The following is a 15,307-nucleotide window of genomic DNA, read 5'->3' on the forward strand; positions in this document are numbered from 1 at the left end:
GCAGGAGAACCCGCTGCGGACTTACCCACGGCTGATGGAGACGGTGTAATGAACGATACGATAGCCAGCCCGAAGCAGCCGGTGCGTTCCACATCTTCGGTAGGCATAGCCGATTGCGATATCCATCCGGCGCTCAAAGACCGCTATGGCCTGTATCCGTATATGTCAAAGCGATGGCGCGATCATCTCGATCAGTATGGAGAGTTGGGATTCGAGGCGTTTACCAGCGGCTACAACTATGACGGATCCAATCCAATGTCGTGCCGTCGTGACGCCTGGCCGGATGGCGGGCTGCCCGGTTCGGACCTGGCGCTCATGAGGAAGCAGCACCTCGATCCCAACAATGTCGTCTTCGGTGTGCTCCAACCCATGGTAGGGCTGCCCAACGGCGGGCGCAATCTCGATCTCAGCAACGTGTTGTCCACGGCGATCAACGATTGGCAGATCACCGAGTTCGTCGAGCCGGAGGATCGGCTGAGAGCGTCCGTTGTGGTCGTTCCGGACGATGTCGTTGCCGCGGTCGCGGAAATCGAAAAGCGGGCTCTGGATGCGCGATTTGTCCAGGTGGAGATATTCGCAGGGACAACCGAACCATTGGGCCACCGGCGCTACAGGCCTATCCTGGAAGCTGCGACTCATCATGGCTTTCCGATCGGCATGCACATCGGAGGCCGAGCCGGCGCCCGGACTGCCAGCGGCTGGCCGTCCTACTACTGTGAGGACCATTTGGATCTCACCTTCGCTGCGCATTCGCAGATTATGAGTCTCATTCTCGATGGCGTGTTCGATCAGCTGCCATCTCTCAAGGTGATCATCATCGAGTGCGGCTGTACCTGGTCGATCGGACTTGGACACCGGCTCGACATGTTGTGGCGGCGCATGGGCTCGGAAGTGGCGAGCCTGAAACACCCGCCTTCGCAGTATCTTCGCAAGCATTTCTACTTTTCCACACAGCCGGTGGAAGAGCCGGACAATTCCGAGGAACTAGACTACCTGTTTGATCAGATCGGCTGGGACAAGCTGCTGTATGCGAGCGACTATCCTCACTGGGACTTTGACGATCCACGCTACGCCTTCAAGGCCCGAATATCCGAGGAACACAAGGCGATGCTGTTTCGGGAGAACGCCAGAAACGTTTATCGGAGCCTATAACGCGAACACCCGAATATCAGCATGCGCATAATGCGCCAGGCACTACGCCAAGATACAGCAGGGTAGCCGCTTCATATGTGGCCCACAGGAAGGATTTCGATGGCTGGGCAACCGACGGCGAAACGAACTGGTCCTGACCAGACGTGTTGTCCTGTTTCACGCGAATGGAGACTAGAGTGGGTCGAGAAAGCGAACTGCGCGGCGGACGCAGACCTATCCGTCCGGTCCGAGAAAATTGATCTGTCGAACGTGCTCAATGAAGCAAAAGATTTCTGGGCCAGAACCTTTTCCGGTCTTCAGCGAAAATTGGTCATAGGTCTTGGAGGGGTCTCGTGGTTTCCGACCTGGTAGATTTATGCAAGCCTGAGTCAAGAGTGCGTAGACACGCAATGACCGAGCCGGTCCTTTCGGTTTCGCAGTTGGTAACCTCCTTCCGTGTCGGAGGGCGCTGGGCGCCCGTCGTGGACGGCATATCGTTTGACATCGGCGCAAGAGAGACAGTCGCCGTCGTAGGCGAATCCGGCTCGGGAAAGAGCGTGACGGCTCTCTCGATCATGCGGCTCAACTCGCCAGCTTCGAGCAGGGTGGAAGGGTCGATCAAGCTTGAGGGGCAGGAGCTGCTCACGCTCTCGCAAGCAGAAATGCGTCGTATTCGCGGCAACGACATTGCCATGATTTTTCAGGAGCCGATGACCTCGCTGAACCCGGTACTCACAATCGGGTTCCAAATAGCGGAATCGCTGATTCTGCACCGCAGCCTGTCGCGATCCGAGGCTGAGTTGGAAACGATTAGGCTGTTGGAGAAGGTACGGATCCCGGCGGCGAAGTCGCGCTTCCACGAATATCCACACCACTTCTCTGGGGGCATGCGCCAACGCGTGATGATTGCGATGGCGTTGGCCGGCAAGCCAAAGCTGCTGATTGCCGATGAGCCGACGACGGCACTGGACGTGACGATCCAGGCGCAAATCTTGGAGCTGATCAAGGAGCTGCAGAAAGAGGAGGCCATGTCCGTCCTCTTCATCACGCACGACATGGGCGTCGTCGCCGAGATGGCGGACCGCGTNGCCAACCGCACGGTGGTCATGTATGACGGCCAAGTGGTCGAGGCTGCGCCGACCGAGGCCATCTTCAAACGCCCCGAACACCCCTACACGCAATCGCTGCTTGCAGCCGTCCCAAAGCTCGGCTCGATGAAGGGGCGAAGGCGGCCAATGCGTTTCACGATCGTCGACCGCACGACTGGCCAATCCGACGTGCCGGCCGAGGTGCCGGACACTGTCAAGGAGGCGGAGCGCCCGGTGCTGGAGGTTGCGGCCTTGACTAAGCGCTTCGAAATCCGGTCGGGCATGTTTTCTTCGGTCAAAGGCCGGGTCTACGCGGTCGAGAATGTCTCCTTCAGCGTCAAGAGCGGCGAAACCTTGGCACTGGTCGGCGAATCAGGCTGTGGTAAATCGACGACAGGCCGGACGGTGATGCGGTTGACTGAGCCCCTCTCCGGGTCGATTTTGCTCGATGGTGTTGACCTTGTAAAACTTGGTCAATCCGAGTTGCGCAAACAGCGTAATCGCATTCAGATGATCTTCCAGGATCCGTTCGCATCGCTCAATCCGCGCATGGATGTCGGCACAGCGATCATCGAACCGCTGCTGATCAACAATCTCGCCAGCCGCTCGGAAGCACGCGATAAGGTCGCCGACCTCCTGCAGCGGGTAGGTCTTTCGCCTGACATAGTCAACCGCTTTCCGCATGAGTTCTCGGGTGGCCAGCGCCAGCGCATCTGTATTGCCCGTGCGCTTGCACTCGAGCCGCGGCTCATCATAGCGGACGAAGCCGTCTCGGCGCTGGATGTGTCTGTGAAGGCGCAAGTCGTCAACCTTATGCTGGATCTCCAGGCTCGTATGGGCCTCGCCTATCTTTTCATCTCGCACGACATGGCAGTGGTCGAACGCGTTAGCCACCGCGTGGCTGTGATGTATCTTGGCGAGATCGTCGAGATCGGCCCGCGCGAGGCGATTTTTCAGAATCCGCAGCATCCGTATACCAAACGGCTGCTCGCGGCAGTGCCGACCGCAGATCCGGCACGGCGCCTGCAGAAACGCCCGGTCTCAAATGACGAAATCAAGAGTCCGGTCCGTCCTGCAGACTACGTCCCACCTGTACGCCAGTATCGTGAAGTCTCGCCTGGCCACGCAGTCATGATTTGGGGCGAGGAATGGGAGCAGGAGAACCCAATGGGCACTACAGCCTATTGGTCCTTAAACAACTAGAGGGAACGAAAATGAAGATCAAACTCATGACATCGACGTCCAGAACAACTGCAGTGCGTCGGTTACTAACGACTGCCTTTGTCGGCGTTTTATCCGTCGGCGCGGCGAAGGCGGACACGCTGCGCGTAATAGAGGGAAGCGCCCTGAAAATTGTTGATCCCATTGTAACAACATCGGGAGACACGCAGATCCACGGATATCTGATTTACGATAAATTGTTCGAATTCGACAGCAGCGGCACACCTCATCCCCAAATGGCCGACAAAGTTGATGTGGACTCGGACAAGAAGACCTACACAATCACGCTTCGCAAGGGCCTGAAATTCTCCGACGGAGCTCCAATCACCACTGACGACGTGATCCAGTCCCTGAAACGCTGGGAGTCTCGGGATGTGGTCGGTGGACTCCTTGGATCCCGGACCAAGGAGATGGTGAAGGTCGACGATCTGACGTTTCGGATCGAGCTTAATGAGCCGTTCGACGTTCCCTCGGCGCTTGCCAGTACTGAGGGTAATGTCCCTTTCATAATGCCCAAGCGGGTCGCCTCCCTGCCACCAACGGAACAACTCACCGATACAACCGGTTCTGGTCCGTATAAGTTTGATTACTCCACCTGGAAGCCAGGGCAAACGCCCGTCTACACCAAGAACTCCTTCTACACTCCGCGCAACGACCCGCCGAGCTTCTATTGGGGTAAGAAAGAGGCAACCTTTGATAAGATTGAAGTTTCCTACATTCCCGACCCAAACACCGCGATGGCGGCGATGCTCACGGGGAAACAAGATATCTGGCTAACTCCTGCGATCGACAACGCTTTGGCGCTGCGAAAAGATCCGAAGCTCGTGGTGTCGAAAGGATATTTCGTGCAAAGCCTCTTCGTGGTGAATCATGAGGTGCCACCGTTCAACAACATAAAGGCGACTGAGGCTCTTACCTACCTCATCGACCAGAGGGAGGTCATGCAGATCTCTGTGGGTGACCCGCAATTCTGGCATCCCTGCTACGCTTATCTCACCTGTGAGGGAAAGTATGGCGACGAGTCCGCCTATAGCGGCCACCGGGGTGCCGCGGACTTTGACAAGGCTAAGGAGCTCTTCAGAGAAGCCGGTTACGATGGAAAGCCGATTGTGATCTTCGATCTAACCGATTGGGCAGAGGCCCACGCGAGATCGTTGTACTTGGCGCAGCAGTTGAGAAAGATTGGCGTCCAAGTAGACCTTCAAGCAATGGATTGGGCTACCGTGACGTCGCGCCGCACGTCTAAGGCGCCTGCTTCGGAAGGCGGGTGGAACCTGTTCCCTACCTACATGGAGGTGGGACCTGCCAGTTCCCCGATCACCCATCTAATGCTGGCTGCGAACTGCGACAAGGCTTGGTTTGGTTGGCCTTGCGATGAAAAGCTCGAGAAACTGAGAGCTGCCTTCGCCAGCGCAGTCGACGAGAACGAGAAAAAGAAAATTACTTTTGAACTCCAAGCCCGCGCATCAGCCTATTTTCCCTTTGTCATGACGGGAGAGTACGGCGTTCCGATTGTTTATGGCGCCGACATCGAAGGGTTCAATCCCGAGGCACCTTATGCCTATTTCTGGAACATCCGACGGAAGGCAAAGTAGCGCATCGCGTCTACGGTTTGTGAGGTAAATATGATCAGGTATCTCATTACCAGAGTGCTTTCCGTCATTCCGGTGGTGGGGGTCGTGACCGCCATAGTTTTCGGTCTGACGTATCTGAGCCCTGGAGATGCGGCGGCTGTGCTGGCGGGCGACTACGCGACGCCCGCCCAGATCGCCGCTATTCGGGAGAGCCTTCACCTCGATGATCCGCTGGTTGTCCAGTATCTTCATTGGTTGAAGAATATCATCCGGGGAAACTTGGGAAACTCGCTTTTTTCTAAACAGCCGGTATTGAATCTCATTCTGTCGCGAGTAGAACCGACGATTATCCTCGCAGCCGCAGCAACTGTGGTTCAAATAACCGTCTCGCTGCCATTGGGATTGTTGGCAGCACAAAAGAGGGGGGGCATCGCTGATCGCTTAGTATCACTCTTCGGGGTTGCCGGGACAGCGATACCTCCCTTTCTGATCGGGTATGTGCTAATATACACCTTCGGTGTGTACTATGGGTCAATGCCGGTCTCCGGGTTCCCGGGATTCGACAGCGGTGTGACGGAAGTCTTGCGGCATGTGCTTCTGCCCGCAACCATGTTGGGATTTGCGCAAACGGCACTCATCACTCGAATCACAAGAGCGAGCGCGATCGAAGTGTTGAATCAGGACTTTATCCGTGTCGCGCGAGCGAAAGGGCTCGACGACTTCACGATCCTCGTTCGACACTGCCTTAAGCTGATCGCCGTGCCTCTGGTCACCGTAGTTGGAATGTCGTTCGCCGGTATGCTGGGTGGTGTGGTCATAACAGAGGCGGTCTTCGCAATTCCCGGGGTCGGCAGCCTCCTTGTGGAGGCCATCCAGCACCGGGATGTTCCGGTCATTCAGGGGGTCCTGCTGATAAGTGCGTGTGTGTATGTCATGGTAAATCTGCTGGTGGACCTGTCATACCCCTTAATGGACCCGAGAATTAAATATACTTGAGGAGGTAGGCCGTATGACGTTTTCCCTGTTGTGGCCGCATATGACACGCCTGCCGGCGGCGGTGCGTGTCGCCGTGATTGTCATGCTTGTGGTTGTACTCGTGTCGTATCTCGGTCCTGGGATAGCCAATCTTGATCCCTTGTCGATAAGTCCGGAGTTGAGACTCAATCCGCCCAGTAGCGCCCATTTGCTGGGCACCGATATGTTCGGGCGGGACATTTTCACGCGTGTGCTTTACGGCGGGCGGGTCTCGCTCGCAATTGGACTAGCCACAGCTGTTCTGGCGACAACAGCCGGAACTATCTTGGGTCTTGTGGCAGGGGCCGGACAGACATCAGACAAGATCTTGATGAGGGTGATGGACGGCATTATGGCGANGGACTAGCCACAGCTGTTCTGGCGACAACAGCCGGAACTATCTTGGGTCTTGTGGCAGGTGCCGGACAGACATCAGACAAGATCTTGATGAGGGTGATGGACGGCATTATGGCGATACCCGGGATCCTGCTCGCCATTGCCTTGGCAACGATTTTCGGTGGCGGGATCTCGACCGTAATCCTGGCTTTGGCGATACCGGAAGTGCCCGGTGTTGCAAGATTGGTTAGAAGCTTAACGCTGACGCTCCGGGAGCAGGTCTTCATAGAGGCGGCTCGGTCATACGGCGCTAGTCCTCTGCGGCTATTATTCAAGTACATTTTGCCGAACGCGTTGGCCCCAATCACCGTGCAGGCAACATATATCTGTGGCCTGGCTATTCTTTATGAAGCCTACCTGAGCTTTGTGGGTGTCGGGGTTCCTCCTGAGCACCCGAGTTGGGGCAATATCGTCGCCGAAGGCCGGTCGTTTGCTCTGATCGCACCTTACCTAATATTGTATCCAAGCCTCGTAATTGTGGCCGTAGTATTGGCTATCAACTTGATTGGTGATGGCCTGCGTGACATGCTCGACCCTCGCTTCGCGCTACCCGACTAGGTCGTTGCGCAAGATCGCCGGCCGACGCTCGTCGAGTGGTATATGAGGATCGAAGGGCCAAACGACCGAGGATATTTCGAACCTCGACGCAAATCTTGCTGGAGTGTCCTCACCTGAGCGCTAAGTCGGCAGGGTATTGCATCATGGCGGGGAGCTATCAGTCACTATCGAAAGTTAACCTGACCACATCGGTTGAGGACATTCCCACTCTCGAAAATGCACTCCGTTCTAGAAGAGCCTGCTCTTCGCCCGCGTACCTCGGCGAGGTCGCCGGAAAGCCGGAGAAATGCCCAAGAATGTAAACGCTTCCGGATACGGCCATCCGACCAGTTAACCATGACCTCAAGGGACATAGAATTATGCAAAACGATCCTCTCAGCCTTGATGAAATCGTCCGCCGCGTGAATGCGAAAGCCGCCGACTACTGCGCCTTAAGCGACCGCATCTGGGCGATGCCAGAATTAGCATTTGAGGAGCATCGCTCGGTTGCAGAGCACGTCGCTATGCTCGAGCGCGAAGGTTTTCGCATCAACAGGAATGTCGGCGGCATCGCTACCGCCTTCATCGCCGAGTTCGGCAAGGGCAGCCCCATCATTGGCATCCTCGGCGAATACGATGCGCTTCCCGATCTTGCTCAAGTCTCGAGTGCAACTGAACCCAGCTCGACCGAGGGTGGACCAGGTCATGGCTGCGGGCACAATCTTCTCGGCGCTGGCTCGGCGCTTGCAGCAGTTGCATTAAAGGATGCGCTCGCAGCCGAACGTATTGAAGGTAGAGTGCGCTTTTACGGCTGCCCGGCAGAAGAAGCTGGAGGGGGTAAGGCCTTTATGGCTCGAGCCGGCGCTTTTAACGATCTTGATGTTGCCTTCTGCTGGCACCCAGCAGTGGTGAACGAAGTTTTAACAAAATCCTGCAACGCTGCAAAGTGGGCTCGTTTCTCCTTTACCGGTCGCGCAGCGCACGCGGCGTCGGATCCACATTTGGGGCGCAGCGCGCTCGACGCAGTCGAGTTAATGAATGTTGGCGTCAACTACATGCGCGAGCACATACCGTCAAACGCTCGCGTTCACTATGCCATTACAAACGCCGGCGGTGAGTTCCCTAACGTCGTGCAGGCGTATGCCGAGTCATCGTATTCAATTCGTTCTCCGAACTGGCAAGATGCTGAGCGGGTGTTCGCGCGCGTGCAAAAGATTGCCGAGGGTGCCGCGCTTATGACCGAGACATCTGTTAAGATGCAAATCACTGGCGGCTACTCCAACCTTTTGCCCAACAAAGCGCTGTATGATGTCATGTATGAGAACATGCGCCGTGTCGGCCCACCCCCCTTTGACAGAGCTGACTATGAGTTCGCCGAGGAGCTTCGCAAGATGGCGCTGACGGATGAAGGCGCGCTGGCCAGCGTCGCGGGGCGCGATGTCTCGTTGAAGGACAAGGTCCTCCACGACAGCCTCCTTCCGTTGGGGACAGACCAATTCGAGATGGGATCGACAGATGTGGGCGACGTCAGCTGGATCGTGCCCACTGCACAGTGTCAGACAGCCTGTTTCGCCATTGGCACGTCCTTCCACAGTTGGCAGCTCGTCACCCAAGGCGATATGCCTGCGGCCCACAAGGGGATGATATTGGCTGCCAAGGTCATGGCTTCTACGGCGGCAGATTGCATACGCAATCCAGAGATCATCATTCGTGCAAAGGCGGAGTTGAAGCAACAAACGGGGGGGCGCCCATATCTCTGCCCAATACCATTGGACGTCACACCCAGTGATTTGCGTGGGAAGGCGCTATAAAGCGCCGCTCCCAACTCGCTGACGCGCGAAAGCATGGCAGGCTCGCTTCGCTTGTATGACCCATCCGGTCAAGCCTCACCGGAGTCGTACCTCCGCTTTTATTGCCGTGAAAGGCTAATAGGTTCGGCATGCGACCGATCAGTCCGTAGCCATCCGGTAAACGCCGCAGAGGTTATGGCTTGACCGGGAATATGATCAGTCGGTTTGATCGCGATGGATGCGATGAGTCCTGCAACTGCTCGATGCCGAAGTCGGTGAAAGCAATCGTCTTTTCGTCACCCGGACCGTAGACGCAGATTGATCTGGATTCGGGCTTCATCTCGCCGATCGATATCCGAGAGCCATTCTTCGTCTTCGCCCAGCTCCGCGACAACGCGGGCGATCGTGGTGACGCGGTAGACTTTATTGATGTGCATATCAGGCGGCCGCGGCGTCGAGCCCCTCGCGGCGCCAGTTCCAAGGGAAGAGTTCGTCGATCTGCCGACGTAGCACTCGGGTACGAAGTCTCATCTTCACCGAGCATTTCGGCCGCATATTTCACCCAAGTCAGCGCTTTCCGTCCCTGTCGCCCAATTTGCCCGCGGCGAGTTACACCCCGCCGCCGCGCAGAACTTCCCCAAGCGAGCAAAACTGATCCCGATGGCGAGGCCTGTGTTGGTCTAAACTCAGACCTCCGACCTTTGCCACGACCACCCGATTCTCCAGCGGCATTCGCCTCCGATGACATCAGCGGCCGCCGTAGCTGGACCTGCTCAGGCAGTCGTGGCTGCGCCGGGCGTCTTCAGGTTCGGTTCTGCTTTCGCCCTGTGGTGGTGCATTTTGATCCAATCTGTCTATTCCGCAGATGGAGCGAGGTTATTAGGTTTAACATGGCTTCTCGGATCAGTTCCGTCTCGCTTTTGCCAGGGAGGAAAAATGGCTAAGCACGTGGTGGGCAAGGCAGAGGATGTCGGCCCGGGCATGCGCAAGGTCTTCGAGGTGCGTGGCCGTCCGATCGTCGTCTTCAATGTCGGTGGCGACTACTTCGCCCTCCTCAATCGTTGCCCTCACCAGAGCGCTGAACTGTCGATGGGCCTGATCTCAGGAATTGCCACGGCAGATGAGCCCGGACATGTCCAGTGTTCGCGTCGCGGGGAGTTCATCCGCTGCCCTTGGCACGGCTGGGAATTTGATATTCGCACTGGCCAGTCATGGTGTGATCCGGGGCGAATATCCGTGAAACAATACCCGGTATCGATAGCTGCGGGAGCCGAGTTGGTCGAGGGTCCGTATAAAGCGGAAACTTTCCCTGTGAGTGTCGAGGACTCATACTTGGTCGTCGATCTGTGAAGATCGACCCCATCTATTGTTAGACGGCATACTTTCTTGAAAGCTGAGGCATTTATGCTCCACAACCCGACATCGGTAATTGATTGCGATATTCATCCCGCCGTGCCGGGAAACGATGCTCTGATCCCCTATATGGACGAGTATTGGCAGGATCAATTCATCAGCCGCGCGATCGGCGAGATGGATCTGGCCAGCTATCCGCCGAGCGTGCCGCTGTCATGCCGCCCGGACTGGCGGCAAGATGGTGAAAAGCCGGGCGTCAGCCTCGATCGCTGCCGGGAACAGGCGCTCGATAAATTCAATTGCGAGATCGCAATCTGTAATCCGCTCTATGGCGGTCAAGTCGCGGCAAGCGGTTTGATGGGAGCAGAAGTCTGCACCGCGACCAACAAATGGTTGGCTCGGGAGTGGCTGGACGCTGAGCCCCGTTTGCGCGGTTCGATCGTGGTGGGCTCGCAGCTTCCCGATCGGGCTGCAGAGGAAATCCACAGATGTGCTTCCGACAAAAGGTTCGTTCAGGTCCTGTTGCTGGCCGGCAACGAGATGCTTCTTGGCCGGAGCCATTATTGGCCGATCTATGAAGCGGCCCAAAAGCATGGGTTGCCTGTCGGTATCCACGCCGGGACGATGTATCGCTATCCCACGAGCGGCGGTATGGGATGGCCGTCGACCTACCTGCAGGACTATGCCAGCGGAACTCACATTTTCGCGGCGCAGCTCCAGAGCCTGATCATGGAGGGTGTATTTGCCAAGTTTCCGGGTCTCACCTTCGTGATGATCGAGGCGGGCATCAGTTGGGTGCCCAGTTTTATCTGGAAGAGCAAGAAAGACTGGCATGGTACCCGCGGCGAGGTCCCGTGGGTGAAGCGCTCTCCCGCGGTGGAAATCCGGGATCGTGTCCGGTTTACAATCCAGCCATTCGATACGTCGAAGGATCCGGTGCACGTCGAGAAGCTGATAGAGCATCTCGGCTCCGAAGACATGCTGCTCTTCTCTTCCGACTACCCGCATTGGCAGTTCGACGGAGATGATCCGATGCCGCCCGGTTTTCCAGCGCGGCTTCGCCACAAGATCGCGCAGGAGAACCCGCTGCGGACTTACCCACGGCTGATGGAGACGGTGTAATGAACGATACGATAGCCCGCCCGAAGCAGTCGGTGCGTTCCACATCTTCGGTAGGTATCGCCGATTGCGATATTCATCCGGAACTTAAAGACCGGTACGGCCTGCATCCGTACCTTTCGAAGCGGTGGCGAGGTCATCTCGACCAGTATGGCGAACTCGGATTCGACGTGTTCTCCGACAACATTACCTACAATGGATCCACCTTTAACGCCCTCCGTCGCGATGCGGTGCCGCCCAATGGCGGTCCACCCGGGTCGGACCTGCCGTTTATGAGGAAGCAGCACCTCGATCCAAATAATGTAGTCTTCGGCGTTTTGCAGCCCATGGTGGCGCTGGGCAATGGCGGTCGCAATCTCGATCTCAGCAACGCATTGGCTTCGGCGATCAACGATTGGCAGATCGCCCAGTTTGTCGAGCCGGAGGACCGGTTGAGAGCGTCTGTTGTGGTCGTTCCGGACGATGTCGTTGCCGCAGTCGCTGAAATCGAAAAAAGGGCATTCGATGCGCGATTTGTTCAGGTGGAGATATTCACAGGGACAACCGAACCATTGGGGCATCGGCGCTACAGGCCTATCCTCGAAGCAGCGGCTCATCATGGCTTCCCAATCGGCATGCACATTGGAGGCCGAGTTGGTGGACGGACTGCCAGTGGCTGGCCGTCCTACTACTGTGAGAGCCATATAGACCTCACCTTCGCTGCCCAGACCCAAATCATGAGTCTCATCCTTGATGGCGTGTTCGATCAGTTGCCATCTCTCAAGGTGATCGTTGTCGAGTGCGGCTGTGCCTGGTCGATCGAACTTGGACACCGGCTCGATATGTTGTGGCGGCGCATGGGCTCGGAGGTGCCGGCCCTGAAACACCCGCCTTCCCACTATCTGCGCCAGAATATTTACTTTTCCACCCAGCCGATGGAAGAGCCGGACCCTCCCGAGGAGCTCAACTATCTGTTTGATAAGATAGGCTGGGACAGGCTGCTTTACGCGAGCGACTATCCTCACTGGGACTTCGACGATCCGCGCTACGCATTCAAGGCCCGAATATCCGAGGAACACAAGGCGATGCTGTTTCGGGAGAACGCAAAAAAAGTTTACCGGATTCTGTAACGCGAGGGAGAGTGGACATTTTTGGTCTAGGTCCTGAGGGTTACCGCCGCGAGAGATTTGCGCAACCTACGCTAAAACACATGGAGGCACGTAGACCAGGATGAACCATACAGTGCTTTTCGTTTTTCGAAGTTTGGTGAACTCCATCATATCGGACGGTGCTGGGCGTCCGTGGTTGACGGCTTGTCGTCTGAGATCGTCACGCGAGAGACAGTCGCCGTCGTCAGCTCCGGCCCGGGTGCGAGCGTGAGGGCGGCTGTCCAGTAGAGAAACTTTTGACGCACACGTCCTCTCGGATGCCGCATATGAGGCGTTTTCAGCGACGAACCGCAGGTCCTGCAGATGGGACGACAGCGGCAAGTGGGCTGCCTCCGGGTAGCAGCGAATAAACCGATGAGCACAAAAAGAAAGGGGAATTAAGATGGTTGATGAAATTCGTTTTCTCAGTGAGCGCGTTGCGAAAGGTAAGCTATCCCGACGCGAGTTTTTAGGTCGGGCCGCGGTCCTCGGTGTCAGTGCAGTATTGGCCAATAACCTGCTTGCTGAAGCCGCATGGGCGGAAGGCCCGGTCAAAGGCGGCACGCTCAGGGCCGGATTGAACGGTGGCCAAGCGACGGACAGTCTTGATCCAGCGCTCATAGGATTCGATGTTCAATTTATCTTCAGCCGCCAATGGGGCGAACAACTTGTTGAGCTGTCTGCAGATCAAGAACTCAAACCGGCACTTGCCGAGGAATGGGGCGGATCGAAGGACGCCAAGGTCTGGACCTTCAAAATCCGCAAGGGCGTGCAATTCCATAATGGAAAGGAGATGACTCCCACCGACGTGCTCGCCACGATGGAGCGCCACTCCGATGCTAACTCTAAGTCCGCGGTTCGCGCCCTTTTGCAGGGCATCGACAAGATCGCGGTCGACGGACAGAACGTAGTCTTCACGCTAAAAGACGGTAATGCCGACTTTCCGTTCATTATGAACGATCTCCACTTGGTCGTTCAGCCAAATGGCGGTAAGGACAACCCGAATGAGGGCATCGGAACCGGTCCCTACAAAGTGACGATGAACAATCCTGGTGTTCGACTTGGCGGCGAGAAGTTCGCCAATTACTGGCGAGATGATCGCGGCTTCGCCGACCAGATCGAGATCATCGTCATCAACGATGGGACCGCCCGCGGCTCTGCCTTGCAGAGCGGGCAGGTCCACATGATCAACCGAGTCGATCCCAAAGTGGTCGAACTCCTAAAGCGCTTCCCTGACATCACTGTTCGAAACGCTCCGGGCCGTAGCCACTCTTATTTCTATTGCCAATGCGACACGGCTCCTTTTGACAACAACGACTTACGCCTCGCGCTGAAATATGCGGTCGACCGCGAGGAGATGGTGCAGAAGATCCTGGCGGGCTATGGCTCCGTTGGCAATGACACGTACGTCAACAAGCTTTATCCGCTCTTCACCGAGATCGAGCAGCGCATTTACGATCCGGACAAAGCAGCCTTCCATTACAAGAAGTCTGGGCACACAGGATCGCTGCTCCTTCAAATATCCGAAGTCGCCTTCCCGAGCGCGGTGGACGCTGCTCAGCTTTACCAACAGAGCGCGGCCAAAGCCGGAATTAGCATCGAAGTCAAGCGCGAACCGGCTGACGGCTATTGGGACAGCGTGTGGGGCAAGGTCCCCTTCGCTGGGTCATCCGGCGCCGGCCGGCCGACGCAGGACATGTTCTACTCCCTCATGCTCCAGTCGAAAGCTGTATGGAATGAAACTCACTTTTTCAACGATAAGTTCGACCAGATGTTGGTCCAGGCACGCAGCGAACTCGATGCCGACAAGCGCAAGAAGCTCTACGCCGATATGGGCCAACTCGTGCGAGAAGAAGGTGGCGCGATCATCCCGATGTTTGCCGACTTCATCGATGCAACGGGCCCTCAGGTCGGTGGCTGGGTCAGCGATGGTAACAATCAATCTATGAACGGTTACGCGCTGTCCAAATGCTGGCTGCAGGCGTGAGGCGGGGCCGCTAAGATGATTTTGGCCCTCATTGCCCAGCGCGTTGCGCTGGGCATCCTATTGTTGCTCGCCGTGTCGGGTCTGATTTTCGCCGGCACGCAAATCCTGCCCGGCGATGTCGCACAGTCCATCCTGGGTCGGTCGGCCACGCCTGTTGCACTCGCCAACCTGCGTGCAGAAATGGGGCTCAACGATCCGGCCGATGTCAGGTATTTCCACTGGCTCTTCAGCATCCTCCATGGCGATCTGGGCACTGCACTCACCAGCAAACTCGATATCGCTACCTCGATCAAGGAACGGCTTTGGAACACCTTGTTTCTGGCCTTCTGGGCGGCGATGATCTCGGTCCCAGTTGCCGTCACCCTCGGCCTCATCGCCGTGCGCTACCGCAACGGGCCGATCGACAAGGCAATTTCGGGCTTTGCCCTCGCATCGACGTCGGTGCCGGAATTCTTCATCGGCTATCTGCTGGTCTATTTCTTTGCCGTGAAGTTCCAGTTTCTCCCAGGCATTTCGATGGTCTACGAGGGCATGCCCTTCCTTGACAAGATGAAGGCCATCGCGCTGCCCTGCATGACGCTCACGCTGGGCATCCTCGCCCATATGATGCGGATGACGAGGGCGGCGATCCTCAACGTAATGCAATCGGCATATATTGAGACGGCCGAACTGAAAGGACTCGCCGCCTTCGACATCATCCGAAGGCACGCTTTCCCTAATGCCATCGCCCCGATCATCAATGTCATCATGCTCAACCTCGCTTATCTCGTGGTCGGCGTGGTGGTGATCGAGGTGATTTTCGTCTATCCCGGCATGGGCCAGTATCTGGTCGACCATGTCGCCAAGCGCGACGTGCCGGTCGTGCAGGCCGTTGGGCTGATCTTCGCCGCGGTTTATATCTCCCTCAATGTCGTGGCCGACGTGGCATCCATTCTCGCCAATCCGCGCCTCAGGCATCCGAGGTAAGGAG

Annotated in this window: 11 protein-coding genes; all 11 read left to right on the top strand. The window is 56.8% G+C overall.

Features of this window, described 5'->3' with window-relative positions; all coding sequences use genetic code 11:
- The coding region (locus X773_RS69075; RefSeq protein ID WP_156937452.1) for an amidohydrolase family protein at positions 1-1,152 on the top strand (1,152 nt) is incomplete at its 5' end.
- 389 nt (positions 1,153-1,541) lie between these two features.
- On the top strand, positions 1,542-3,422 hold the full coding sequence (locus X773_RS69080; RefSeq protein WP_023679870.1) for an ABC transporter ATP-binding protein: 1,881 nt from the start codon (positions 1,542-1,544) through the stop codon (positions 3,420-3,422).
- Between the two features lie 11 nt (positions 3,423-3,433).
- A complete protein-coding gene (locus X773_RS69085; protein WP_023679871.1) occupies positions 3,434-5,035 on the top strand; it encodes an ABC transporter substrate-binding protein in 1,602 nt (533 codons plus the stop codon).
- Positions 5,036-5,065: 30 nt separating this feature from the next.
- Positions 5,066-6,010 carry an ABC transporter permease gene (locus tag X773_RS69090; protein WP_023679872.1) on the top strand — a complete coding sequence of 315 codons (945 nt, stop codon included), beginning with the start codon at positions 5,066-5,068 and terminating at the stop codon, positions 6,008-6,010.
- Positions 6,011-6,430: 420 nt separating this feature from the next.
- A complete protein-coding gene (locus X773_RS69100; RefSeq protein WP_280952139.1) occupies positions 6,431-6,982 on the top strand; it encodes an ABC transporter permease in 552 nt (183 codons plus the stop codon).
- A 359-nt stretch (positions 6,983-7,341) separates the two neighbouring features.
- Entirely contained in the window at positions 7,342-8,772 is a 1,431-nt protein-coding gene (locus X773_RS69105; RefSeq protein WP_023679875.1) for a M20 family metallopeptidase, read from the top strand.
- Between the two features lie 915 nt (positions 8,773-9,687).
- The gene (locus tag X773_RS69110; protein WP_023679877.1) at positions 9,688-10,101 is read left to right on the top strand and encodes a Rieske (2Fe-2S) protein; all 414 of its coding nucleotides are present in this window, start codon (positions 9,688-9,690) and stop codon (positions 10,099-10,101) included.
- Between the two features lie 36 nt (positions 10,102-10,137).
- The gene (locus X773_RS69115) at positions 10,138-11,226 is read left to right on the top strand and encodes an amidohydrolase family protein (protein WP_348625948.1); all 1,089 of its coding nucleotides are present in this window, start codon (positions 10,138-10,140) and stop codon (positions 11,224-11,226) included.
- Entirely contained in the window at positions 11,226-12,332 is a 1,107-nt protein-coding gene (locus X773_RS69120) for an amidohydrolase family protein (RefSeq protein ID WP_023679879.1), read from the top strand. Before X773_RS69115 ends, X773_RS69120 begins: the two co-directional genes overlap by 1 nt.
- Positions 12,333-12,753: 421 nt before the next feature.
- Positions 12,754-14,337: an ABC transporter substrate-binding protein gene (locus tag X773_RS69125; protein ID WP_031212768.1), complete on the top strand. Its 1,584-nt coding sequence runs from the start codon at positions 12,754-12,756 to the stop codon at positions 14,335-14,337.
- 15 nt (positions 14,338-14,352) lie between these two features.
- Positions 14,353-15,303: an ABC transporter permease gene (locus X773_RS69130; RefSeq protein ID WP_023679881.1), complete on the top strand. Its 951-nt coding sequence runs from the start codon at positions 14,353-14,355 to the stop codon at positions 15,301-15,303.
- Positions 15,304-15,307: the final 4 nt, after the last annotated feature.

The organism is Mesorhizobium sp. LSJC280B00 (assembly GCF_000502835.1).
In the GTDB taxonomy this organism is placed as follows: domain Bacteria; phylum Pseudomonadota; class Alphaproteobacteria; order Rhizobiales; family Rhizobiaceae; genus Mesorhizobium.